This is a genomic window from Agrococcus sediminis, assembly GCF_007923295.1.
Lineage (GTDB): Bacteria > Actinomycetota > Actinomycetes > Actinomycetales > Microbacteriaceae > Agrococcus > Agrococcus sediminis.
Genome location: NZ_VOIR01000001.1, coordinates 1 through 23885 on the forward strand (window position 1 = coordinate 1; position 23885 = coordinate 23885).

The 23885-nt window shown below is 74.8% G+C and carries 24 protein-coding genes; 17 read left to right on the forward strand and 7 right to left on the reverse strand.

The annotated features are described in order from the left end of the window. Together FQ330_RS00005 and FQ330_RS00010 are read right to left on the reverse strand one after the other, a co-directional pair. Nucleotides 1-475, reverse strand: a 475-nt coding sequence (locus FQ330_RS00005; protein ID WP_146354165.1) for a helix-turn-helix domain-containing protein, incomplete at its 3' end; no start/stop codon positions are given. Nucleotides 476-585: 110 nt separating this feature from the next. Further along, nucleotides 586-1749 carry a phosphotransferase family protein gene (locus FQ330_RS00010; RefSeq protein ID WP_192575782.1) on the reverse strand — a complete coding sequence of 388 codons (1164 nt, stop codon included), beginning with the start codon at nucleotides 1747-1749 and terminating at the stop codon, nucleotides 586-588. Between the two features lie 58 nt (nucleotides 1750-1807). Here FQ330_RS00010 and FQ330_RS00015 point away from each other — a divergent pair, with 58 nt between their 5' ends. After that, entirely contained in the window at nucleotides 1808-2872 is a 1065-nt protein-coding gene (locus FQ330_RS00015) for an FUSC family protein (protein ID WP_192575783.1), read from the forward strand. Here FQ330_RS00015 and FQ330_RS00020 read toward each other — a convergent pair. Continuing rightward, the gene (locus FQ330_RS00020) at nucleotides 2830-3345 is read right to left on the reverse strand and encodes a hypothetical protein (RefSeq protein ID WP_128189946.1); all 516 of its coding nucleotides are present in this window, start codon (nucleotides 3343-3345) and stop codon (nucleotides 2830-2832) included. The genes FQ330_RS00015 and FQ330_RS00020 overlap by 43 nt on opposite strands. A 34-nt stretch (nucleotides 3346-3379) precedes the next feature. Between FQ330_RS00020 and FQ330_RS00025 the strand changes: the two genes are divergently transcribed. Next, nucleotides 3380-3844 carry an HD domain-containing protein gene (locus FQ330_RS00025; RefSeq protein ID WP_146354179.1) on the forward strand — a complete coding sequence of 155 codons (465 nt, stop codon included), beginning with the start codon at nucleotides 3380-3382 and terminating at the stop codon, nucleotides 3842-3844. A 7-nt stretch (nucleotides 3845-3851) separates the two neighbouring features. Here FQ330_RS00025 and FQ330_RS00030 read toward each other — a convergent pair whose 3' ends face one another. From FQ330_RS00030 to FQ330_RS00045, 4 genes are read right to left on the reverse strand one after another with little or no spacing between them, the layout of a single operon-like run. After that, nucleotides 3852-4934, reverse strand: a complete 1083-nt coding sequence (locus FQ330_RS00030; protein ID WP_146354181.1) for a lipid II:glycine glycyltransferase FemX — start codon at nucleotides 4932-4934, stop codon at nucleotides 3852-3854. 7 nt (nucleotides 4935-4941) lie between these two features. Next, complete coding sequence (locus tag FQ330_RS00035) at nucleotides 4942-6003, reverse strand: lipid II:glycine glycyltransferase FemX (protein WP_146354183.1); 1062 nt, start codon at nucleotides 6001-6003, stop codon at nucleotides 4942-4944. Next, nucleotides 6000-7076, reverse strand: a complete 1077-nt coding sequence (locus FQ330_RS00040; RefSeq protein WP_146354186.1) for a lipid II:glycine glycyltransferase FemX — start codon at nucleotides 7074-7076, stop codon at nucleotides 6000-6002. Before FQ330_RS00040 ends, FQ330_RS00035 begins: the two co-directional genes overlap by 4 nt. 31 nt (nucleotides 7077-7107) lie before the next feature. Then, nucleotides 7108-7884: an EI24 domain-containing protein gene (locus FQ330_RS00045; protein WP_146354187.1), complete on the reverse strand. Its 777-nt coding sequence runs from the start codon at nucleotides 7882-7884 to the stop codon at nucleotides 7108-7110. A gap of 33 nt (nucleotides 7885-7917) precedes the next feature. On the opposite strand from FQ330_RS00045, the gene FQ330_RS00050 reads away from it, so the two are divergent. From FQ330_RS00050 to FQ330_RS00120, 15 genes are all read left to right on the forward strand, one after another. Then, a complete protein-coding gene (locus FQ330_RS00050; protein ID WP_225792607.1) occupies nucleotides 7918-8895 on the forward strand; it encodes a DMT family transporter in 978 nt (325 codons plus the stop codon). Next, on the forward strand, nucleotides 8888-9145 hold the full coding sequence (locus FQ330_RS00055; RefSeq protein ID WP_146354189.1) for a DUF7218 family protein: 258 nt from the start codon (nucleotides 8888-8890) through the stop codon (nucleotides 9143-9145). Before FQ330_RS00050 ends, FQ330_RS00055 begins: the two co-directional genes overlap by 8 nt. 68 nt (nucleotides 9146-9213) lie before the next feature. Further along, on the forward strand, nucleotides 9214-9696 hold the full coding sequence (locus FQ330_RS00060; RefSeq protein ID WP_146354191.1) for a DUF6328 family protein: 483 nt from the start codon (nucleotides 9214-9216) through the stop codon (nucleotides 9694-9696). Between the two features lie 104 nt (nucleotides 9697-9800). Next, nucleotides 9801-11000 (forward strand): MalY/PatB family protein, encoded by a 1200-nt coding sequence (locus tag FQ330_RS00065; protein WP_146354193.1) that lies wholly within the window; start codon nucleotides 9801-9803, stop codon nucleotides 10998-11000. Further along, nucleotides 10997-12292: an O-acetylhomoserine aminocarboxypropyltransferase/cysteine synthase family protein gene (locus FQ330_RS00070; RefSeq protein WP_146354195.1), complete on the forward strand. Its 1296-nt coding sequence runs from the start codon at nucleotides 10997-10999 to the stop codon at nucleotides 12290-12292. The genes FQ330_RS00065 and FQ330_RS00070 overlap by 4 nt, the downstream gene beginning before the upstream one ends. Beyond that, complete coding sequence (locus FQ330_RS00075) at nucleotides 12289-13221, forward strand: methylenetetrahydrofolate reductase (protein ID WP_146354197.1); 933 nt, start codon at nucleotides 12289-12291, stop codon at nucleotides 13219-13221. Before FQ330_RS00070 ends, FQ330_RS00075 begins: the two co-directional genes overlap by 4 nt. Further along, a complete protein-coding gene (gene metE, locus FQ330_RS00080; protein WP_146354199.1) occupies nucleotides 13218-15479 on the forward strand; it encodes a 5-methyltetrahydropteroyltriglutamate--homocysteine S-methyltransferase in 2262 nt (753 codons plus the stop codon). The genes FQ330_RS00075 and metE overlap by 4 nt, the downstream gene beginning before the upstream one ends. Nucleotides 15480-15647: 168 nt before the next feature. Continuing rightward, nucleotides 15648-17306: a TIGR04028 family ABC transporter substrate-binding protein gene (locus FQ330_RS00085; RefSeq protein ID WP_146354201.1), complete on the forward strand. Its 1659-nt coding sequence runs from the start codon at nucleotides 15648-15650 to the stop codon at nucleotides 17304-17306. A 14-nt stretch (nucleotides 17307-17320) separates the two neighbouring features. Next, nucleotides 17321-18325 carry an ABC transporter permease gene (locus FQ330_RS00090; RefSeq protein ID WP_128190327.1) on the forward strand — a complete coding sequence of 335 codons (1005 nt, stop codon included), beginning with the start codon at nucleotides 17321-17323 and terminating at the stop codon, nucleotides 18323-18325. Then, a complete protein-coding gene (locus FQ330_RS00095; RefSeq protein WP_146354203.1) occupies nucleotides 18322-19170 on the forward strand; it encodes an ABC transporter permease in 849 nt (282 codons plus the stop codon). Before FQ330_RS00090 ends, FQ330_RS00095 begins: the two co-directional genes overlap by 4 nt. After that, on the forward strand, nucleotides 19167-20927 hold the full coding sequence (locus tag FQ330_RS00100) for a dipeptide ABC transporter ATP-binding protein (protein ID WP_146354206.1): 1761 nt from the start codon (nucleotides 19167-19169) through the stop codon (nucleotides 20925-20927). Before FQ330_RS00095 ends, FQ330_RS00100 begins: the two co-directional genes overlap by 4 nt. Then, nucleotides 20927-21964 carry an LLM class flavin-dependent oxidoreductase gene (locus tag FQ330_RS00105; protein ID WP_128189768.1) on the forward strand — a complete coding sequence of 346 codons (1038 nt, stop codon included), beginning with the start codon at nucleotides 20927-20929 and terminating at the stop codon, nucleotides 21962-21964. Before FQ330_RS00100 ends, FQ330_RS00105 begins: the two co-directional genes overlap by 1 nt. Further along, nucleotides 21954-22598: a CMD domain protein gene (locus FQ330_RS00110; RefSeq protein ID WP_128189767.1), complete on the forward strand. Its 645-nt coding sequence runs from the start codon at nucleotides 21954-21956 to the stop codon at nucleotides 22596-22598. The genes FQ330_RS00105 and FQ330_RS00110 overlap by 11 nt, the downstream gene beginning before the upstream one ends. After that, entirely contained in the window at nucleotides 22595-23191 is a 597-nt protein-coding gene (locus tag FQ330_RS00115; RefSeq protein WP_146354207.1) for an alkylhydroperoxidase domain protein, read from the forward strand. The genes FQ330_RS00110 and FQ330_RS00115 overlap by 4 nt, the downstream gene beginning before the upstream one ends. Then, on the forward strand, nucleotides 23191-23850 hold the full coding sequence (locus FQ330_RS00120) for a VOC family protein (protein WP_128189765.1): 660 nt from the start codon (nucleotides 23191-23193) through the stop codon (nucleotides 23848-23850). The genes FQ330_RS00115 and FQ330_RS00120 overlap by 1 nt, the downstream gene beginning before the upstream one ends. The last annotated feature ends 35 nt before the right edge of the window (nucleotides 23851-23885 follow it).

Here is a 23885-nt window from a genome sequence, read left to right on the forward strand (position 1 = left end):
TGCGCCAGCCGCCTCCATCCGGGATGCGGCCGAGCTTCTTGATGTCGACGTGGACCAGCTGGCCCGGCGCGGTCGCCTCGTAGCGGATCGGTGTCGGCCGCCGGGCCGGCAGCCCGGTCGCCTGATCGAGATGCGCCAGCGGCGGCATCCGGTAGCGGTGCAGCACCCGACCGACGGTCGAGCGCGGAACGCCTAAGTGGTAGCCGATGCGGTGCGGACCCCAGCGGCGGGAGAACCGCAGGCTCACGATCCGATGCTCCAGGCGCATTGGCGTCCGGCCCGGCGACGAGCCCGGCCGGGACGAGCGGTCCGTCATCGGCTCGCCCTCGCGGAACCGGCGCGACCACCGCGACGCTGTCGCCGGAGACACCTGGAACCGCTCCGCAGCGCGCCGGACCGGCCAGCCCTGCTCGACGATCAGCCGAGCCAGCCGCTCCCTCCCGACCGCAGTCAAAGGAGCATTAGCGTGAACCATGAAGGCCTCCGTTTGGACGAGTGAGCTTGGTAACCCACATCCTCCACGGAGGCCTTCACTCAACCCGAGCGTTCACAACCTCCCGGGGAAGTACACCTAGGCGCTCGCGGCTAGCGCAGCACGGCCTCGGCACGCTCGAGCAGCTGCTGCGCCGACGAGTTGCCGCGGTCGTCGCCGCGCCCCGCGTTGGCGAGCGCGTGCCCGAGCAGGTGCGTCGCCGCGATCGCCGCGACGCGCGCGTCGCCGTGCCAGCCGGCCTGCAGCTCGTCGGCGAACGCGGCGAGCGCCGCCCCGGCGGGCGTACCGGGCGTGCGCTCGACGGCGCTGACGACGACGTGCCCGAAGAGCGCGCCGCGGTCGTCGGCCGGGTCGCCGAGCCCCGCGGTGTCGATGTCGAGGATGCCCGTGATGCGCGAGGGGTCGTCCTCGGCCACGAAGATCTGGCCGAGGTGCAGGTCGCCGTGGATCGTCACCGGGCGCGGCACGGGCGTCGCCGCGTAGCGCTCGTGCACGATGCGCGCGAGCCTCGCGGTCTGCCGCGCGAAGACCGGCGCCGTCTCCTCCATGCGCTCGGCGTACCAGTCGACGCGGCGCGCGAGCGACTCGCGCGCGCCGATCGCCGCGGGCACCGTGGCGATGTGCTGCGTGAGCTCGTCGAGCCCCCGGGCGAAGCGGACGCGGTCGATGCGCTCGAAGACCTCGATGGCCGGCACGCCCGGCAGCTCGCCGAGCAGCACGAGGCCGGCGTCCGAGAAGCCGAGCGTGCGCGGCACGGGCACGCCGGCGGCGCGGAAGCGCTCGTGCAGGTCGTGGATGGTCGAGGCGAGCGACGGGTGCACGACCTTCGCGAACCAGCGCTCGTCGGCGGTGTCGACGCGCAGCACCGCGCGCTTGCCGGGCCGGTAGGCCTCCATGCGCAGCTTCGCGCCCTCGGCGGCGATGCCGAACTTCGCCAGCACGACGCCCGCGGCCTCGGGGTAGGAGACGGCCGGGAGCGACGGCAGCGCGGGGTCCTGCGGGTACGCCCACGCGGTCAGGCGACGGCCCGAGGCGTCGACGAGCTCGACGGTGTGCTCGTCGACCGGGGCGCCCGGCGACGTGTTCACGTAGATGGTGACGCGCTCGATCGTGTCGTCGGGCGTGCGCACTCCGCAGGAGTAGCCGATGATGAAGCCGTCGTTGACCGGCTCCACATCCTTCTGCGCGAAGTCGACGAGCTCTCGCCCGCTCTCCGCGACGAGCCGCATGAGCACGGCGGCGGCGTTGTCGAGCATGGCCCCATCCAACACCGCCCCCGCTGGGAACGGCGCACGCCGCGCGTATCGTGGAGCCGTGCAGCGGATCGGGCGTCGGTGGTTCGGGCGCCTGCTGAGCGTCGAGCAGGCCTCATGGCTGCAGGTGCTGAAGACCGTGGTCGCGATCGCGCTCTCGTGGTTCGCCAGCCGCCTGCTGCTGGGCGTCGAGCTGCCGATCTTCGCGGCCATCGCCGCCCTGCTCGTGGTGGCGCCGAGCGTCAACCAGTCGATCGGCAAGGGCGTCGAGCGCTCGGGCGGGGTGCTCGGCGGCGTCGTGCTGGCCTGGGTCGCGCACCTGCTGCTGCCGCCCGGGCCGCTCATGGTGCTCGCGGTGACGATGGTCGCGGTCGTGCTCGCGCGGCTGCTGCGGCTCGCGCCGATGGCGGCGAACCAGCTGCCGATCAGCGCCATGATCCTGCTCGCGCTCGGCGCCGGCACGGGGCCCCTGTTCGGGTTCGAGCGCGTCGTCGAGACGCTCATCGGTGCCGTCGTCGCGCTGCTCATCAACCTGGCCGTCGTGCCGCCGGTGCACCACGAGCCTGCGGAGCGGGCGATGCGCGAGCTCGCGCACGACATCGCCGACGCCTACGACCGCGTCGCACGCGCGCTCACCTCGGACCGGGTCGAGGGAGCGCGGCTGCTCGAGGACGCGCGGGCGCTGCGCGGGCGCGCGCAGGCCACGCGGGCCGCCATGGACGCGCTCGAGGACTCCACGCGGCTGAACCCCCGCACCCGCGCGCTGCGGGAGCGCATCGAGCGCGACGAGCGGCTGCTGCTGAGCCTCACGGTGCTCACGAACCGCGTCATCGGCATGTCGCGCTCGATCGCCGACCGCTTCGAGCCGTCGCTCGTCGCCGACGCCACGGTGCAGCGCATCGCCGTCGAGGTGCGCCGGATCGCGCACGAGGTGCGAGCGCTCGTCGACCAGCAGGCGCTCGACGACGGGCGCACCATGTCGATGCCGGCGCTCGAGGGGCCGGCGCTCACGACGCCGATCGAGGTGCCCGCGCCGCATCCGACCCACTGGGTGCTCATCGGCGCCCTGCTGGAGGACGTGCGTCAGGCGCGCGAGTCGCTCGAGGCCGGCGCCGACGGCGTGTAGGGCACGAGCCACTGCAGGCGCCAGAACTCCTCGGCCGACAGCTCGAACGAGTGCGTGTCGATCGACACGGCCCGGCGCACCTCGTCGGGGTCGAGGTGCGGGCGGGCGAGGATCGACACCGCGCTCTGGCCGAGCACCGTCGAGCGGCCGAAGTGGATGGCGACGATGTCGGGCGTCGCGGGCGTGTCGGAGACGACGTAGGCGCTCGACAGCAGCCGGGAGCGCCCGAGCATCCGCCACGAGAAGTGCCGGCCCGCCCACGTCGCCTCGGCGATCACCTCGCGGTCGCCCTTGTCGGGCCGGTGGTACTCGTAGACCTCGCGCAGCTGCAGCGGCGAGTTGCGCACGAGCTCGAAGCTCACCCGCGGGTTCTTGCGCTCGGCGTGCGTCCAGTACGGGAACGTCGTCGCGCGGATCGCCCAGGTCCCCCGCAGGAGGCGGGCGAGCTCGGCGGGATCGGCGACGCGTGACATGCGTTCAGGATAGCCGCGGGGCTACGCTCGCGTCATGGCGACCGGCGACCTGCAGCACGCGATCCTCGTGGCCACGCGCGCCTACCAGGGCCGCACCGACCGGCAGGGCGAGCCCTACGTGGCCCACGCCATCCGGGTCATGCTCGACGTCGAGGGCGACGACGCGCGCTCGGTGGCGATCCTGCACGACGTGCTCGAGTGGGGCTCGATCTCGCTGCGCGAGCTGCTCGCCGAGCACTTCCCGCAGCGCATCGTCGAGGCGGTCGAGGCGATGACCGCGCGCGACGACGAGCCGCTCGAGGGGTTCCTCGAGCGCGTGCGGCGGAGCGAGCTCGCGGTGGCGGTCAAGATCGCCGACCTCCGCGACAACGCGCTGCCGTGGCGGCTCGACGCGATGCCCGACGCCGCCACCCGCGAGCGGCTGCTCGCGCAGTACCGGCGCTCGGCCGAGCTGCTCGGCACGAGCCTCGACGAGATCTGCGGCCGCGCGGTCGCGTGAACCTCGGCTACCAGATGCCCCACGGGCGCCGGCGCACGCGCCGCTCGACGGGCAGCAGCAGCCGCAGGAACAGCCGGTAGCGCGCCTCGTCGAGCACGAGGTCGTGGCTCGGCAGGTGGTCGACGATCGGGCCGAAGAGGCGCTTGAAGATGCCCGGGCCGTGCATCCGGTGCGTCTCGTCGTCGGCGCGCCACGACGGCGGCGTCGCGTACGTGTCGTAGACCTCGCGGCCCTGCTCCTTGAACCACTGCATCGCCGTCCAGCGCAGCAGGTGCGCGCCGCCGCGGATCGCCCGGTCGGGCACGCTCCCGCCGTCCTTGGCCAGTGCGTAGCGGCCGAAGCCGATCATGAACGCCGACGCCTGCGGGCCGTCGTGCGCGCCGTCGTAGCCGAACCAGAAGTGGCCCTGCCCGCGCTCGCACAGCTCGCCCCACAGCGTGCGGTAGTACGCGTACGGCTTCATCGTGTCGACGCCCTTGCCGCCGGCGACCGTCTGCATGAGCGCGTACATCTGCTCGTACGTGGCCTCCGAGTGCGGCACCTTCTCGACGCGGTACCCGTGCTTGATGGCGTTGCGGATGTGGTTGCGCAGCTTCTTGCTGAAGCCGGCGAAGATGTCGTCGACGTCGGGCCGCAGGTCGACGAGCACCGTGTGGATGTTCTGCTGCACCGTGTTCGCCGCGCGGAAGCCGGCCGCGCGCAGCGCCTCGCGCCGCTCCGGCGTGTCGACCTCGTACGGCTCGACCTTGACCGCGAATACGCCCTTCGCGACATCGTCGCGGGCCGCGCGCAGCGCATCCGCGATGCCGGGCAGCTCGTCGAAGGCGGCGCCGGGGCCGAGCGGCAGGTACCAGTAGCGGCCGGCGAGGCTGCGGTGCTCGAGGGCGAGCACGTGCACGGGCCCCGCGCCCTCGGATTCGAGCACGAGGAACACCGGGCGCAGGCGCTCGGTGGCCTTGAGCTTCGCGTAGGCGAGCCCCTGGGTCCACTGGCCGCCGTCGGGGTTCGCCTCGATGCGGGCGTCCCAGTCGAGCAGCTCGTCCTGCCGGGCTCGGCGGATCGTCCAGCGGTGGGCGGTTGCGGATGCCACGGGTCTCCTATCGCAGGGCGTCGGTGCCGGGCTTCAGTCGCCACTCGATGCGGCGCACCGCCTGCTCCCAGAGCCGGTGGCGCACGCCGCGGAGCACGATGTCGAACGACGGCAGGTAGCTGACGACGGGCCCGAACTTCTTCTTGAACTGGCCCACGCCGTGGTACCAGTGCGTCTCGTCGTCGAGCTGGTCGGGGCGGGGCGTGCCGCACAGGTCGAAGGCCGACTTGCCGTCGGCCGCGGCGTCCTGCATGGCGCGCCACAGCAGCAGCGCCGCTCCCCCGGCGATGTGCCGGGTCGGGCGCGAGCCGCCGTCCTTGTAGACGGCGGTGCGGCCGGCGAGCGTGACGAAGATCGCGGCCTGCGCCTGCCCGGAGTCGTCGTCGTAGCCGAAGTAGAAGCGGCCGTTGCGCGTCTTCGCGAACTCGCCCCAGAAGAGGCGGTAGTAGGCGTACTCGCGCATCGCTGCGACGCCCTCGCCGCCGTTGATGGTCTTCAGCAGCTCGTAGAAGCGCTCGAAGTCGTGCTCGGTCGCGTCGTGCGCCTCGATGCGCTCGACGCGGTAGCCCTTGTTCTCGGCGCCGCGGATCGACGAGCGGAGCTTCTTCTGGAAGTCCATGATGAGCTCGTCGCCGCGCGTGAGGTCGAGCACGACCGTGTGGGTGAGCAGCTGCATGTCGCGGCTGCGCACGGCGCCCGCGCCCTCCATCCGCGCGATGAGCTCGGGGCTCCGCAGCAGGTGCGGCTCGACCTTGATGGCGAGCAGGCCCGCCTGCCGGCGGCCGAACTCGCGCATCGCCCGCACCATGCCCTCGAGGTCGGCGCACGTCGGGCCGAGCGGCACGTACCAGTAGCGGCCGAGCCAGACGGTGCCCTCGTGGGCGAGCGCGTAGACGGTCTCGGCGCCCTCGACGACGAGGAAGCGCGGCTCGAGCCGGTCGTAGCGCTTGATCTCGCCCATGGCCCGGGCGCCGGTCATGATGCCGCCGTCGGGGTTCTGCTCGATGAGCTCGTCCCAGCGCGCGATCTCGTCGTCGGTCGCGAAGCGGACCGCGGTGGGCGCGCTCATCGCAGCGTGTCCGGGCCGGGCTTCAGGCGCCACTCGACGCGGCGCACGACCGACTCCCACAGGCGGTGCCGCACCGGGTGCAGCACGAGGTCGAACGACGGCAGGAAGCTCGTGATCGACCCGAAGCGCAGCTTGAACTGCGCGAGGCCGTGGAACGGATGCGTCGGGTCGTCGGCGCGGTCGGCCGGCGGCGTGCCGGCGAGGTCGAAGGCGAGCTTGCCCTCGGCGATGCAGTCCTGCATCGCCGTCCACAGCAGCAGCGCCGAGCCGCCGTTGATCTTGCGGTCGGGGCGCGAGCCGCCGTCCTTGTAGACGGCGGTGCGGCCCGCGGTCGTCACGAAGATGCCGGCCTGCGGCTCGTCCCCGTCGTCGTCGTAGCCGAAGTAGAAGCGCCCCGTGCCGGCCTCGGTGAAGCGGCCCCAGAACTCGTCGTAGTACGCGCGCTCGCGCATGCCGGCCATGCCCTTGCCGCCCTGCACCGTGAGCATCATCGCGTGCATGCGGTCGAAGGTCTCGCGGGTGGGCTCTGGGCGCTCGACGCGGTAGCCCTTCTTCGTCGCCCCGCGCACTTGGCGGCGGATCATCTGCGAGAACGACGCGAACAGCTCCTCCTCGCCCTGGGCCAGGTCGAGCACGACCGTGTGCGTCATCACCTGCATGTCGCGGCTCTGCTCGAGGCCGAGCGCGACGAGCTCGTTGATGCGCTCGGGCGATCGCTCGAGGTGCGGCTCGATCTTGACCACCAGCAGTCCCTGCTCGGTGCGGGCGAAGGCGCGGAGGCCCTCGACGACGGCCGCCATGTCGGTGGCGGTCGGCCCCATCGGCAGGTACCAGTAGCGGCCGAGCGACACCGAGCCCTCGAGGGCGAGGGCGTGGATGCGCTCGGTGCCGCCGCCGACCGGAAGGGGCGCGTCGATCACGAGGAAGACGGGCTCGAGGCCGTCGAAGCGCTTCACCTCGGCGAACGCCGTCGACTGCACCATGTGCCCGCCGTCGGGGTTCGCCTCGATGAGCGCGTCCCAATCGGCGATCTCGTCGGCGGAGGCGCGTCGGACAGCGGCTGCAGCAGGCATGGAACCTCTCGGTGGGGTGGGCCCGACCAGCCTACGGCGCGCTCTGGACGGCCGTCGTCGGCTCGCCGCGGAGGTCGCGCACCAGCAGGGTCGCGCCCACGACGGCCACGGGCGTCGCGACGACGGCGAGCCCGGGCACGAGCAGCAGCAGGTAGGCGACCATGCCGAAGCCGAGCGACCGCCAGCGGCGGCTGCGCAGCAGCGCGCGGCGCTCGGCGAGCGAGAGGCCGCGCGCGTCGCCGGCGATGCCGGTCAGCTCGCGCACGAGCGCGCTGCCGCCCAGCACGGCGCCGGCCACGAGCCCGAGCACCGTGCCGACGAGCGGCACGAGGCCCACGAGGAACACCACGGCACCCGTGCCGATCGCCATGCCGATGAGCACGACCGCGTCGCGCAGGCCCTTGCCCAGCCCGGGCCAGAAGCCCAGCTCGACCTCGTCGGGGATGCCGCCGAGCCGCCGCTCGACCGAGCGGGAGATGCGCTCGTAGAACGGCTCGCCGACCGCGAGCGTGACGGCGGCGAAGGTGAGCACGCACAGCACGACCGCGCCGACGAGGATGCCGAGGGCGAGGGCGAGCCGCAGCGCGCCCGACCACTGCTCGTCCCACCCGTCGGCGAACGGCGTGAGCGCCTCGGCCCATCCGCCCACCTGGAAGGCGAGCAGCACGACGAGGGCGAGCATGGCGAGCCCCACGATGAGCGCCGGGATGGCGCCCAGCAGCATGAGGCCCGGGTCGCGGGCCCAGGTGCCGAAGCCGCGCAGCAGCAGTCGGGCGCCGGCGAGCAGCTCGGAGACGCGGTGTCGCATGGGGCCATGCTGGCACGTCCGTAGGATCGTCGCGTGCAGATCCCCGCGGCCGAGGCGCGTCCCTCGCACGCGGTCGCGGTGCTGCTCGCGGCCGTGCTGTGGGGCACCACCGGCACCGTCGCGCACTTCGCGCCGGCGGGCTCCTCGGCGCTCGCGCTCGGGCTCGCGACGTTCGGCGTCGGCGGGCTCGTGCTCGCCGCCGCCTCGGCCCGCCGCGTGCTGGGTGTGCTGCGGCAGCGCGCGCACCTGGGCTGGCTGCTCGCCGGCGCCGCGGGCGTCGTGCTCTACCCGGCGGCCTACTACCCGTCGATGACGCTCGCGGGCGTCGCCGTCGGCAACGTCGTGGCGCTCGGCTCGGGCCCGATCTTCGCGGCGCTCCTCGAGTGGGCGGTCGACCGCCGGCGCCCCGACCGGCGCTGGGCGGCCGCCACGGGCGTCGCGGTGGTGGGCATCGCCCTGCTCGCGGTGGGCGGGCACGGCGCCGCCGCGGGCGGCGGACCGGCGGATGCCTCGGCCGCGCCCGCGGGCGTCGCGCTCGCGCTCGCGGCCGGGTTCGGCTACGCGCTGTACGCCTTCGCGGGCGCTCGCCTCATCGCCCGTGGCGCTCCGGCGACCGGCGCGATGGGCGCGCTCTTCCTGCTCGGCGGGCTCGCGTGCCTCGCGTGGCTCGCGGTGGTCGGCCTCGGCCCGCTCGCCTCGCCGGGCGGCGCGCTCACGATCGGGTACCTCGCCCTCGTGCCCATGGCCCTCGCCTACCTGCTCTTCGGCTACGCGCTGCGGGCGCTGCCGTCGTCGAGCGCGACCACGCTCGCGCTCGCCGAGCCGGTGGTCGCGACGCTGCTCGCGGTGCTCGTCGTCGGCGAGCGGCCGACGCCGGTCGGCTGGGCGGGCCTCGTGGTCGTGGGCGCCGGCATCGCGCTGCTCGCCGTGCCACGGCCCTTGACGCGACGGCGTCGACGAGTAGCGTCGGTGCCCGACGACGACCCGCTGCGAGAGGAATCCGATGCCTGATCCGCACATCAAGGACGAGGAGCTCTACGAGAAGCTCCGCGACGAGGGGAACTCGAAGGAGAAGGCGGCCCGCATCGCCAACGCGGCGGCGCGCGACGGCCGCTCCGAGGTCGGCGAGCGCGGCGGCGACGCCGAGCGCTACGAGGATCGCACCGTCGACGAGCTGCGCGACCGAGCGAAGGAGCTCGGCATCGAGGGCACCTCGGGGCTCAAGAAGGCCGAGCTGATCGAGCGCCTCCGCGACCACTGAACCGGAGCGCTGCGCCGTGGCGGCGCCCGTGGCGCACGGATGGCCCGAGTCGGTGGCAGGATGCCGACATGCAGAACGACACCCGCGGGCGCGACGAGACCCCTGAGGAGCGCGCCGACCGCAACTTCGGCGACATCCTGCAGGAGCTCCGCGTCGTGCTCACCGGCACGCAGCTGGTCTCCGGCTTCCTGCTGGCGGTCGCGTTCCAGTCGGGCTTCCGCGACCTCGACCAGGACGAGGTGATGCACTACCTCGTGCTCGTCGCGCTCGCCGCGCTCGCGACCCTCCTGGGCCTCACGCCCGTGCTCGTGCACCGCCTCCACTTCCAGAAGCGCATAAAGCAGGAGATCGTGCGGCTGGCGAACGTGCTGCTGATCGCGACGCTCGTGGTCGTGTCGGTGCTCCTCGTCGGCGTGACGAGCTTCATCTTCGAGGTCGTCGTCTCCACGGGTGCCGGGCTGTGGGCGTCCATGGTGTGCGCGGCGGTCGTCGTCGCCCTCTGGGCGCTCGCCTGGGCCGCGAGGCGGAACGCTCCCCAGCGCGACGACTGACGCCCGCGGGCGCGCGCGGCGCATGTCGCCGTGTTACCGCCCGGGGTGCGCCTGCGGCGCAGCCACTGCGAGTCTGGCCCTCGTCCACGAGATGAGGGAGCAGCATGGCCGAGCACTGTCGCGGCGAGCACGCCTGGGACGGCATCCGCCGGGTCGACCTCGAGCGCCCGTCGAGCCGCAAGTGGAGCCTGCACCCGGGCACGATCGGCGCCTGGGTGGCCGAGATGGACTTCGGCACCGCGCCGCCCGTGCGCGAGGCGCTCGCCCGCGCCGTGCAGGACGACGTGCTGGGGTACCTCTCGCCGGCCACCGCCGCCGAGCTCGCCGAGGCGACCGCCGCCTTCCAGGCGCGGGAGCACGGATGGGCCGTCGACCCCGAGCGGGTGCACGCGGTCTCCGACGTGATGGCCGCCCTCGGCGTCGCGGTCGAGGAGTACTCGCCGGCCGGCTCGGCGGTCATCGTGCCGACCCCCGCCTACATGCCCTTCCTCACCTACCTCGCGACCCTCGGGCGACCCGTCGTCGAGGTGCCCGGCGTCGTGGAGGACGGCCGCTGGCGCCACGACCTCGAAGCCATCGACCGCGCGTTCGCCGCCGGCGCCCGCACGCTCGTGCTGTGCAACCCGCACAACCCGACCGGCACGGTGCTGCCGCGCGCCGAGCTCGAGGCGATCGCGGCGATCGTCGAGCGCCACGGCGGCCGGGTCTTCGCAGACGAGATCCACGCCCCGATCCGCTTCGACGGGCGCGCGCACGTACCCTACGCATCCGTGTCCCCCGCCGCCGCGGCGCATGCGGTCACCGGCACGAGCGCGTCGAAGGCGTGGAACATCCCGGGGCTGAAGGCCGCGCAGCTCATCACCGCGAACGATGCCGACGAGGCCGTCTACCGCCGCTTCGGGTTCGCCGTCGCGCACGGCGCGTCGACGCTCGGCGTGATCGCGTCGACCGCCGCCTACCGCGACGGCGGGCCGTGGCTCGCGGAGGCGGTGGCCTACCTGCAGCGCAACCGCGACCTGCTCGCCGGGCTGCTGGCCGAGCGGCTGCCGGGCGTGCGCTGGCGCGCGCCCGAGGCGACCTACCTCGCCTGGCTCGACCTCGCGGGCCTCGGCCTGCCCGCCGGCAGCCCCGCGACGCTGCTGCGCGAGCGCGCCGGCGTCACGCTCACCGACGGGGCGCTCTGCGGCCGCGGCTCCGAGACGCACGTGCGGCTCGTCTTCGCGACACCCGCGCCGGTGCTCGAGGAGGCCATCGAGCGGATCGCCGACGCCGTGCTGCCGGTGGGCGCGGGAGCCGGTCGATGAGCGGCGGCTGGGGCTTCGAGACCCGGCAGATCCACGCCGGCGCCATCGTCGACGGCGAGGCGGGCGCGCGGGTCACGCCGATCTACCAGAGCGCCGGCTACGTGCTCGACGACTTCGACGACGGCGTCGAGCGCTTCGCGGGCCGCAGCGCCAAGCGCGCCTACTCCCGCAACGACAACCCGACCAACGTCGTCGCGGCGCGCCGCATCGCCGACCTCGAGGGCGGCGCCGACGCGGTGCTCGTCGCGAGCGGCCAGGCGGCGATCGCCGCGGCGCTGCACGCCCTCGCGCAGGCCGGCGACCACATCCTCACGACCGACCGCCTCTACGAGGGCACGCGCGAGATGGTGCGCGGCTCGCTCGCGCGGCAGGGGCTCGAGTTCGAGCAGCTGCCGATCGACGCCGACGAGGAGCGCTGGGTGGCGGCCGTGCGGCCGACGACCCGCGCCATCTACGCCGAGTCGATCGCGAACCCGCTCGGCGAGGTCGCCGACCTCGCGCTCCTCGGCCGCGTCTCGGCGCGCACCGGCGTGCCGCTCGTGGTCGACAACACCGTCGCGACCCCCTACCTGTGCCGCCCCTTCGAGCACGGCGCGGCCGTGGTCATCCACTCGACCTCGAAGTGGCTCGGCGGCCACGGGTCGGTCATCGGCGGCGCGGTCGTCGACAGCGGCGCCTTCGACTGGTCGGCCGAGCGCTTCCCGCACCTGCACGCTCCGCGCCCGCACGGCGCGCCGTCGTTCGCCGAGCGCTTCGGGAGCGCGGCCTACGGCGCCTACCTGCGCTCCGTCGTCGTGCTCGAGCACGGGCCGACCTTCCCGCCGACGAGCGCCTTCCTGCTGCTGCACGGCATCGAGACGCTCTCGCTGCGCATGGAGCGGCACGTCGCCAACGCGCGCGCCGTCGTCGCCGCCCTCGCGGCGCATCCGGCCGTCGCGCGCGTGCACCACCCCGACCACGACGACGCCCAGGCGGAGGTCGTCGGGCGGATGCTGCCCGACGGCGCGGGATCGGTCGTCTCGGTCGAGCTGCGCGGCGGCAGGGCCGCGGCGCGCGCCTTCCTCGACCGGCTGCGGCTCGTGAGCCAGATGACCCACATCGGCGACGTGCGCACGCTCGCGATCCACACCGGCAGCACCATCCACGGCAAGCTCGCCGAGGAGGAGCGGCTCGCGCTCGGCATCACGCCGGGGCTCGTGCGGATCTCGGTCGGCCTCGAGCGGGCCGACGACATCGTGGCCGACCTCGAGCAGGCGCTGGAGGGGCTGGCCCTGGAGGAACCGGCACCGTGAGCGCGCTCCCCTACTCGTTCGAGCTCTTCCCGCCCCGGAACGACGCCGCCGCGGTGCGCATGCTCGAGGCGGTCGACGCCTTCGCCGCCGTGGAGCCGGCGTTCGTCTCGGTCACGTTCGGCGCCGGCGGCACGACCTCGCGGCACTCGCTCGGCGTCCTCCAGCGACTGCTCGACGCGGGGGTGAGCCCCATGGCGCACCTGACCTGCACGGGGCTCGGGGTGAGCGACACGGCCCGGCTCGTGCGGCAGTTCCTCGACGCCGGCATCACGAAGTTCCTCGCGCTCCGCGGCGACCCGCCCGCTGACGGCGTCCCCGAGCCCGCCACGTCGCTGCGGTCGGCGGCCGAGCTCGTGCAGCTCATCGACCGCGTCGACTCGGAGCGGGTGCCCTACGCCGAGGTGCCGCTGCCCGGCCTGCGCGCCTCAGCGCTCGCCGAGCGCCGCTGCGGCGTCGAGATCGCGGTCGCCGCCTTCCCGAACGGCCACCCCGGCGCGGGGGTGCACCGCGGCGACGTCGACGCGCTGCTCGCGAAGCAGGAGGTGGGCGCGACGCTCGCCATCACGCAGCTGTTCCACGACCCCTACGACTACGCGCGCTACGTCGAGCTCGCACGCGCGCGCGGCGTGACCATCCCGATCGTGCCCGGCGTCGTCATCCCCACCTCGCACCGCCGGCTCGTGCGCTCGGCGCAGCTCGCCGGCGAGGGGCTGCCGCGCGTGCTCGCCGAGCGGCTCGAGCGGGCGACGCCCGACGAGGCGGTCGCGATCGGCGTCGACGCGGCCGTCGCGCTCATCGACTCGCTCGCCGAGCACGACCCGCCGGGCGTGCACCTCTACACCTTCAACGACCACCGGCCGGCGATCGACGTGCTGCACGGCATCGGCGCGCTCGCCCCCACCCGCACGATCACGACAGGAGCACCATGACCAGCACCTTCCCCGGGGGCACGATCCTCGGCTACCCCCGCATCGGCCGCCGGCGCGAGCTGAAGCGCGCGCTCGAGGCTCACTGGCGCGGCGCCCTCGACGACGACGGCTTCCACGCCGCGGCCGCCGCGAACCGCCGCGCCGACCTCGCGAGGCTCGTCACGCTCGGCCTGCGGGCCGACGACGCGTCGATCCCGGTCGAGGCCGCGCACTACGACCACGTCCTCGACGCCACGCTCACCTTCGGCGCGGTCCCGCCGCGGCTGCGCGGCCGGCTCCCGGGCGGGCTCGCCGGCGAGTGGCTGCTCGCCCGCGGCGACGCCGAGGACGCGCCGCTCGAGATGACGAAGTGGCTCGACACGAACTACCACTACCTCGTGCCCGAGCTCGACGCCGGCTCGACCTTCTCGCTCGCCGACCGCCGCATCGTCGATCGCTTCCTCGAGGCTCGCGAGGCCGGCGTCCACGCGCGCCCCGTGGTCGTCGGCCCCGCGACCTACCTGGCGCTCGCGAAGGCCGATGGGGTGCGCCCGATCGAGCTCGCGGAGCGCCTCGTGCCTGCCTACGCCGAGCTCGCGAGCGCGCTCGCCGCCGCCGGCGCCACGTGGGTGCAGCTCGACGAGCCGGCGCTCGTCGCCGACCTCGACCACGTGGCGACGGCAGAGCTGCAGGCGGTCGCGCGCGCCGGCGCCGACGCGGTGCGGAGCGCGGGGCTGCGCGTGCTGCTGCACACCGGCCACGGCGACGCGGCCGGCCGGGTCGAGCCCCTCGCTGCCGACGTCGACGCGCTCGCCATCGACCTCGTGCGCGGCACCGCGCCCGCGACCGGGGCGCTGCCGCTCGTCGCGGGCGTCGTGCACGGCCGGAACGTGTGGCGCACCGACCTCGACGCGGCGCTCGAGGCGCTGCGCTCCCTCGCCGAGCGCGGCCCCGTCTCGGTCGGCACGTCGACCTCGCTGCTGCACGTGCCGCACGACCTCGACGCCGAGGGCGGCCTCGACGAGCGGCTGCGCTCCTGGCTCGCCTTCGCCGACCAGAAGGTCGAGGAGGTCGCGGCCCTCGCCGCGGCGCTCGAGGGCGCTCCCGACGAGGCGCGCTTCGCCGCCGCGCGCACTGCCATCGCCGACCGCGCCGCCGCGCCCGGCGTGCGCGACGGCGCGGTGCGCGAGCGCCTCGCGGCGCTGCCCGCCGAGGCGCGCGAGCGCGCGCCCTACGCCGAGCGCGACGCGCTGCAGCGCGAGCGGCTCGACCTGCCGCCGCTGCCGACGACCACGATCGGGTCGTTCCCGCAGACGGGCGAGATCCGCGCCGCCCGGGCGCGCCACGCGCGGGGCGAGCTCGACGACGCCGCCTACGCCGAGGTGCTGCGCGCCGAGGTGCGTCGCGTGGTCGCGCTGCAGGAGGAGCTGGGCCTCGACGTGCTCGTGCACGGCGAGCCCGAGCGCAACGACATGGTGCAGTACTTCGCCGAGCACTTCGACGGCTTCGCGGCCACCGAGCACGGCTGGGTGCAGTCGTACGGCTCGCGCGCGACCCGGCCCTCGATCCTGTGGGGCGACGTGTCGCGGCCCGCGCCGTTCACGGTCGAGTGGATCGCCTACGCGCAGTCGCTCACCGACCGGCCCGTCAAGGGCATGCTCACGGGCCCCGTCACGATCCTCGCGTGGTCGTTCGTGCGCGACGACCAGCCGCTGGGCGAGACCGCCGATCAGGTGGCGCTCGCGCTCGCCGACGAGATCGCCGACCTCGAGGCGGCAGGCGTCTCCATCGTGCAGGTCGACGAGCCGGCGCTGCGCGAGCTGCTGCCGCTGCGCCGCGAGGCGCGCCCCGACTACCTCGCGTGGTCGGTGGACGCGTTCCGGCTCGCGACCGCGGGCGCCGCGCCGGCGACGCAGATCCACACGCACCTGTGCTACTCGGAGTTCAACGCGGTGGTGGATGCGATCGACGGCCTCGACGCGGACGTCACGAGCATCGAGGCGGCCCGCTCCCGCATGGAGGTGGTCGGCGCGCTGACCGAGCACGGGTTCGGCCGCGGCATCGGACCGGGCGTCTACGACATCCACTCCCCTCGCGTGCCGGGCGCCGACGAGCTCGACGCCCTGCTCGCGACCGCGACCGACGGCATCCCCGCGGGGCTGCTGTGGGTCAACCCCGACTGCGGGCTGAAGACCCGCGGCTACGAGGAGACCGTGGCGAGCCTGCGGGGGCTCGTCGAGGCAGCGGCGCGCGCCCGCGCGGCGGTCGCGGTGCGCTGAGCCGCTCTCCGGCCGACGGGGCCGTCCGCGCGAGCGGGCGGCCCCGTCGGCCTGGTGCGCGACCGCATCCCTGGCGAAGTGTGACGCCTCGTTGCAGGGCGATGTGCGCGACGCGACCCGATCGTCTGTACTTGTGGCAGCACCAAGTCCTGCTTATGGAGGTTCATCGTGGTCCACAGCACGTCCCCCCGCCGGGTCGGCATCGCCGGCGCCCTCGTCGCCGCGCTCGCGCTCTCGGCCTGCTCCGCGAGCGAGGCGTCCTCGCCCGCCGCCGGCGGCGACGGCGAGCCGGTCGTCGGCGGCACGCTCACCTACCTCGAGCATCAGGCCTACACCTCGCTCTACCCGCCGAGCGCGGGCTTCTACCCCAACGGCGCGCTCGTCAACAACCTCACCGCACGCCTGCTGCACCAGGACCCCGAGACGCTCGAGCTCGAGCCCTGGATCGCCACGGCGCTGCCGGAGGTGAACGACGACGCGACCGAGTACGCCTTCGACATCCGCACCGACGTCACCTACTCCGACGGCACGCCGCTGACCGCCGAGAACGTCGTCGCGAACATCGAGCTCTTCGGGACAGGCGACACCGACCGCGCGCTCATCGTCTCCGAGGCGATCAACGACTTCACCGCCGGGGAGGTCGTCGACGAGGACACGGTGCGCTTCACGTTCAGCGCGCCCGCCCCCGGCTTCGCGCAGGCAGTCTCGACCATCAACTCGGGCCTGCTGGCCGACGCGACGCTCGAGCGCGACTCCGAGGGCTTCGGCCCTGGGAACGCGACCGAGATCATCGGCGCGGGCCCCTTCGTCGTCGAGTCGGAGGAGGTCGGCACCTCGATCCGCCTCGCCGCGCGCGAGGACTACGCCTGGGCCCCCGCGTCGGCCGAGAACCAGGGCCGCCCGTACGTCGACGCCGTCGACATCGTGATCGCGCCCGAGGACAGCGTGCGGATCGGCGCGCTCACCTCCGGCCAGGCCCACATCGCGCGGCAGGTCGAGCCGCAGCACGAGGCCGAGGTCTCCGCCGCCGGGATCCCCATCGTCGCGGCGGAGACCAACGGCGTGAACAACGGCCTCAGCTTCCGCTTCGGCCACCCGCTGCTCGAGGACATCCGCGTGCGGCAGGCGCTCATCGCCGGGATCGACCGCGAGGCGATCGTCTCGTCGATCTTCTCCGAGCAGTACCCGCTCGCCACCTCGTCGCTGTCGCAGACGGCGCTCGGCTACGCCGACCAGGGCGACGCCTACGCCTTCGACCCCGAGCTCGCGAACCGGCTGCTCGACGAGGCCGGCTGGGAGCCCGGCGCCGACGGCATCCGCGTGCGCGACGGCGAGCGGCTGCACCTGGTCGTGAACGAGGCGCTCCCGCAGCCCCGCTCGCGCGACGTCATCACGCTGGTCGCGCAGCAGCTGCGCGAGGTGGGCGTCGAGCTCGAGCTCTTCCAGGGCGACCAGGCCGCGCAGACCGCCGCATCGGCCGACGTGGAGCAGATCCAGATCTACCACTCGATGGTCGGGCGCGCGGACTTCGACGTGATCAAGAGCCAGTACTCGATCGAGAACCGCAGCACGCTGCAGAACGCCGACGCCGACGGAGAGCCGATCGACGCCGAGCTCGAGGAGCTGCTGCAGCGCGTCGCGTCGGAGCCGACCGTCGACGGCCGCGAGGAGGCCTCGGCCGCCATCCAGGCGCACCTGACCGAGCAGGCCTACGTGCTGCCGTTCTTCGAGGAACCGCAGGTCTACGGCGTGCAGCCGAACGTGCAGGGCTTCCGCACCGAGTCGGTGGGGCGCCCCTCGCTCGCTGCCGTCTGGCTCGAGGACTGAGGCGGGAGGCGAGCATGAGCGTCGTGATCCGACCCGCACCGGAGGCAGCTCCGCCCCGCTGGCGCCCCGCCGCGCCGCCGACCGCCCGGTTCGCGCTCCGCCGCGTCGGGCAGGCCCTCCTCGTGGTCGTCGCGACGTTCGTGCTCGCCTTCCTCCTGCTGCACGCGCTGCCGGGCGACGCGATCGTCGCCCGGTACGCGAGCCCCGAGCTTGGCCTCACCCCCGAGCAGCTCGAGGCCCTCCGCGTCGCCTACGGCGCCGACCAGCCGTGGTGGGTGCAGCTGGGCCTGTCGGCGGGGGGCTTCCTGACCGGCGACCTCGGCACCTCGCTGCAGAGCGGCGCGGAGGTCTCGACCCTCATCGCCGCCTCGCTGCCGCCGACGCTCGCGCTCGCGGGCCTCGGCTTCGCGCTCGCGGCGGTGCTCGCGGTCGGCATCGCCGCCGCCGCGACCTTCGCGGGCACCGAGTGGCTGCGCCGGGCGTTCCGCTCGCTGCCGCCGCTGTTCGTCTCCATCCCGGTGTTCTGGATCGGCATCGTGCTGCTGCAGGTGGTCTCCTTCCGGCTCGGGCTCATCCCCGTCATCAACGCGAGCCCGGCAGAGGCGCTCGTGCTCCCGGTCGTCACCATCGCGATCCCGATCGCTGCCCCGCTCGCGCAGGTGCTCATCCGCGCGATCGACGACACGCTCGCGGAGCCGTTCGTCATCGTCGCCCGAGCGCGCGGGGCCGGCCCGGCCTGGCTGCTCGGCAGGGAGGTGGCCCGGAACGCGCTGCTGCCGACCCTCACCATCGCCGGCGTGCTCTTCGGCGAGCTGATCGCGGGCGCCGTCGTCACCGAGACGGTCTTCGCCCGCTCGGGGCTCGGCCGCCTCACCGCCGATGCCGTCGCCACCCGCGACATCCCCGTGCTGCAGGCCGTGGTCGTCATCTCGGCCGTCGCCTTCGTCGTCATCAACCTCGCCGTCGACCTGCTCGCTCCGGCGATCGATCCGCGCCTCAGGAAGGAGGTGCGGGCATGAGCGCCGTCACGAGCCTCCTGCTCCCCCGCCGCGACGAGCCCGCCGCGCGGCCGAAGCCGCGCGCGACCCTCGTCGTCTCGATCGCCGTGCTCGCGATCGCGCTCGCCTGGGCGTTCCTGCCGTGGCTGTTCACGAGCCAGGACCCCCTCGCCGGCGTCGCGGCCGACGCCCTGCAGGCGCCGAGCGCCGCGCACCCGTTCGGCAACGACGCGACCGGCCGCGACCTGCTCGCCCGCGTCATCTTCGGCGCCGGCAACTCGCTCTCCGGCGCCGCGATCGCGGTGCTCGTCGGCCTCCTCGCCGGCACCGCGGTCGGGGTGCTCGCCGGCTCCATCGGCGGCCTCGTCGAGGAGGGCCTCATGCGGGTGGTCGACGTGCTGCTCGCGATCCCCGGCCTGCTGCTCGCGCTGAGCGTGATCGTGCTGCTCGGCTTCGGCGTCACGAACGCCGCGATCGCCGTCGGCGTCACCTCGATCGCCGTCTTCGCCCGCCTCTCGCGCTCCCAGGTCGTGCGCGTCCGCCGCAGCGACTATGTCGAGGCGGCCTTCGGCTCGGGCGGCACCTTCCTCGCCGTGCTCGGCCGCCACGTGCTGCCGAACTCGCTCGGGGCGGTGCTCGCGCTCGCCGCGCTCCAGTTCGGCAGCGCCATCCTCCAGATCTCGACCCTCGGCTTCCTCGGCTACGGCGCACCGCCGCCCACGCCCGAGTGGGGCCTGCTCATCGCCGAGAGCCGCGACTACGTCGCGAGCGCCTGGTGGCTCACGACGCTGCCCGGCGTCGTGGTCGCCGCCGTCGTCCTCGCCGCGAACCGGATCGCGGCCGCCATCAGGGAGGCAACCGCATGACCGAGCCGCTGCTGCGCATCGACGGCCTCGCCGTCTCCTACCGCACCCGGCACGGCCGCGGCCTCCACGGCCGCCGCACCGCCGTCGAGGGCGTCTCGCTCGAGCTCGGCCGCGGCGAGGTGCTCGCGCTCGTCGGCGAGTCGGGCTCGGGCAAGACCACCATCGGCCAGTCGATCATCGGGCTGCTGCCGGAGGGCGGCCGCGTCGACGCGGGGTCGATCGAGCTGCGGCTCGCCGGTCGTCCGGTCGACCTGGCCCAGCTGCCGCCGCGGGCGGTGCGCGAGCTGCGCGGCCGTCGGATCGCGCTCGTGTCGCAGGACCCGGGCACGTCGCTGAACCCCGTGCAGACCATCGGCGCCTCGGTCGCCGCACCGCTGCGCATCCACGCGGGCGCGAGCGCGGGCCTCGGCGGCCGCGACCGCATCCGCCGCCGCGTCGTCGAGCTGCTCGACCGCGTCGGGCTCGACGATCCCGAGCGGCGCGCGGGCCAGTACCCGCACGAGCTCTCGGGCGGCATGCGGCAGCGGGCGCTCATCGCCGCGGCCATCGCTCTCGAGCCCGAGCTGATCATCGCCGACGAGCCCACGAGCGCCCTCGACGTCACCGTCCAGCGCCGCATCCTCGACCTGCTCGACGAGCTGCGCGCGGAGCTCGGCTCGAGCGTGCTGCTCATCACGCACGACCTCGCGGTGGCGGCCGAGCGCGCAGACCGCATCGCGGTGCTGCGCGGCGGCGCGCTCGAGGAGGCGGGCGCCACGCGCGCCGTGCTGCAGCAGCCGGCGAGCGCGTACACGCGCGAGCTGCTCGCCGACGCGCCCGCGCTCGCCGACCTCGCGCCGCGTCCCGCGCGCGCTCCTGCGGCGCCGCTCGTCGAGGTCGCCGGCCTCGTCCACGAGTACGGGCGGGGCGCGGATGCGTTCCGCGCCGTCGACGCCGTGACCTTCGGCATCGAGCGCGGCACGACGCACGCGCTCGTCGGCGAGTCCGGCTCGGGCAAGACCACGATCGGCCGCGCTGTCGCCGCGCTCCACGCGCCGACGGCCGGCGCGATCCGGATCGGCGGCCGCGACGTCGTCGCCGACCGGCGCGACCGGGGCATCCGCCGGCTCGTGCAGCTCGTCTCCCAGAACCCGTACGCCTCGCTCGACCCGCGCCGCACGATCGCGCAGACCATCGGCGAGCCGCTGCGCAACTGGCGTCCGGAGGAGGGTGGCCTGCGCGGCACTGGCCCCGGCGGCCGGGCGGAGCTCGCCCGCCGCGTCGCCACGGCGCTCGACCAGGTGGCCCTGCCCGCAGACGTCGCCGGCCGGCTGCCGCGCGAGCTCTCGGGCGGGCAGCGGCAGCGCGTCGCGATCGCGCGCGCGCTCATCATCGAGCCCGAGGTGGTGGTGCTCGACGAGGCGGTGTCGGCGCTCGACGTGACGGTGCAGTCGCAGATCCTCGACCTGCTCGAGGCGCTGCAGCGCGACCTCGGCCTCACGTACCTGTTCATCACCCACGACCTCGCGGTCGTGCGCCGCATCGCCGACACGACGACGGTGCTGCGCCGCGGCGAGGCCGTCGAGACCGGCAGCGCCGAGCAGGTGCTGACGGCGCCGCAGCACGACTACACGCGCGCGCTGCTCGAGGCCGTGTCGGCGCCCGAGTGGCTGCGCGCCGCGCAGCCGGACCGCGCAACCGCGCCCGGCCCATCCGTCCGCACCGCGCAGCCCGTCCGCACCGCCCAGCCCGTCCGCACAGCCCAGGAGGTGGCCTGATGGCCCCAGAGATCGGATTCTTCACGCGCATCCTCGACGATGCCCCGGCCGCCGAGCGCTACCGCATCGCGCTCGACCAGATCGAGCTCGCCGAGCGGCTCGGCTACCGCACCGCCTGGGTCGCGCAGCACCACCTCGACCGCGACGAGGGCGGCCTGCCGTCGCCGTTCGTGCTGCTCGCCGCGGCCGCCGCCCGCACCCGGCGCATCCGGCTCGGCACCGCGATCCTCACGCTCGCGCACGAGCAGCCGACGCGCACCGCCGAGGACGCCGCGGTGCTCGACACGATCGCCGGCGGCCGCTTCGAGCTCGGGCTCGGCACCGGCGGCAGCCCCGCGACGCTCAGCGCCTTCGGCGAGGACCCCGCGCACCGCCGGGCCGTCTACGACGCGAAGCTCGTGCGCGTGCGCTCGCTGCTGGGCGGCACCGCCGACGTCACGATCGAGCCGCGGGCGGCCACGCTGACCGACCGCATCTGGCAGGCCACGTTCTCGGTCGAGGGCGCCCGCGCGATCGGCGCGCAGGGCGACGGGCTGATGCTCTCGCGGCTGCAGCCGCCGCCCGCCGGCCTGCCCGACGCGGCCCTGCCACCGCGCGTGTGGGACGTGCAGCGGCCCGTCGTCGACGCCTACCTCGACGCCCTGCCCGCGGGCGTGCAGCCGCGCATCCTCGCCTCCCGCAGCGTCGTCGTCGTCGACGCCACCGAGCGCCGCGCGGTGCGCGCGCACGCCGAGGCGGGCCTGACGCGGCAGCTCGCGCAGCTGCAGGGCGTCGCGCCCGGCTCGCTCACGCTCGACGAGCTGCTCGTGCGCAGCGAGACGCACCTGGGCACCGCGACCGAGGTCGCCGAGTCGCTCGCCGCCGACGCTGTCGCGGTCGGCGCGACCGAGGTGTCGATCCAGGCGCACTCGGTCGACCCCCACCACGAGATCACCGCGCGGTCGCTCGAGCTGTTCGCCCGCGAGGTCGCCCCCGCGCTCGGCTGGAACGCCGGGCGCACCCACGAGCAGGAGCAGGAGCACCGCCATGTCGCATGACGACGTCATCGACCACCTCGCCGAGATCCCCGCCGGGTCGCGGCTCGACGAGATCCGGCGCGCGCGGCCCGACGCGCGCGAGCACGCGCAGCAGAGCTTCCTCGCGCTGCTCGAGCCGGCGGCACCGGGCGCGCTCGGCCTCGCCGACCGCTACGCGATCGCCGCCTACGCGGCGATCCTGCACGACCCGTCGCCGGAGCGCTCGCGCGCGTCGGCGTTCTACCTCGAGCTGCTCGCGGACGAGGCGGACCCGGCCCTCGTCGCCGCGGTCGCCGACGCGGCCGACGCGGGGCGCGCCTCCGGGCCCTACGGCGGCTACCGCGAGCCCGACCTGCGCGGCGAGGCCGTCGACGGCCCCGCCGCAGCCGTCGACCGCAGGGCCATCCCGGCGCCGCTCGCGGCGGCCCTTGAGCACGCGCACCTGCTCGTGCTGCACCCGCGCGACGCTCGCCCCGAGTCGCTGCGCGCGCTCGTCGACGCCGGCTGGGAGGCCGACGCGATCGTCTCGCTCAGCCAGCTCGTGGCGTTCCTCGCCTTCCAGTTGCGGCTCGTGCACGGGCTCCGCGCACTCGCCGCCGCGCCCGCGGCACCTGCCGAGCCCGCCGCATCCGACCTCCAGGAGGCCCGCGCATGACCGCCATCATCGAGCACGAGGCGCTGCGGCGCCCGGAGCGCTTCACGCAGCGAGGGCTCGGCTGGGTGCCGTGGCTCCCGCCGGTGCCGGAGGGCGAGCTCACCGACGTGCAGCGGCACGCGCTCGTCGAGGCGTCGCGGTCGACGAGCCCGTACTTCCGGCTGCTCGCGCGCGACCCCGAGGCCCTGCGCGCCCGCACCCTCACCGACCTCGACATCTTCGGCAACGAGGAGGGCGGCCTGCCGCGCTGGGAGCGCGAGCTCTCGGCCGCGGCCGCGTCGCGGGTGAACGGCTGCGTCTTCTGCGCCTCCGTGCACGCCCGTGCCGCCTCGAGGCTCTCGGGCCGCGGGGACGACGTGCAGCGGCTCCTCGACGAGGGCGTCGGCGCCCGGGTCGACGAGCGCTGGGACGCGATCGCGGATGCCTCGGCGGCGCTCACCGCGACCCCCTCGGGCTTCGGGGCGGGGCACGTGGAGCGCCTCCGGGCGGCGGGCATCGGCGACGCGGGCATCGTCGACCAGATCAGCGGTGCGGCGTTCTTCAACTGGGCGAACCGCCTGATGCTGTCGCTCGGCGAGCCGGAGGTCGTGTGATGGGCGTGCCTGCGCTCCTCGACCACGTCGTGCTGGCCGGCCCCGACCTCGCCCAGGCCGTCGAGCTCGTCGAGCGCGCCACCGGGGTGCGCGCGGCCCCGGGCGGGGCGCATCCGACCGGCACCGCGAACGCGCTGATCGCGTTCACCCGCGGCGGCGAGCGCGTGCGGCAGTACCTGGAGGTGATCGGGCCCGACCCGGCCTCCGGGAGGTCCGCCGACGAGACCGCCGCGTTCGGCATCGCGCGGCTCGATGCGCCCGCGGTGGCGAGCTGGGCCATCCGCCCCACCGACCTCGACGCCGCCGTGGCCGGGGCGCGCGCTGCAGACGTCGCGATCAAGGACGTCGAGCCGCTCTCACGCCGCACGCCGGACGGCGGCGAGCTCGCGTGGCGGCTCGCGCGGCCCGTCGATGAGCGGCAGCCGCCGTTCCTCATCGACTGGGGCTCGACGCCGCACCCGGGACTGGGCGACATCCCGGTCCTCGAGCTCGTCGGGCTCCGTCGGCTGGCGCGGTCGCCGGGCGAGGAGGAGGCACGCCTCGCCGCGCTGGGCGTCGAGACCGGCGTCGGGCCGGATGCGGTCGCCGTGGTGCCGGCGGAGGCCGACGGCTTCGAGGTCGAGGTGCGCGTCGGCGACCGCACCGTCGTGCTGCGCTGAGCCGGCGGATCGGCGCTCGGGGGTTCCGCTCGGCG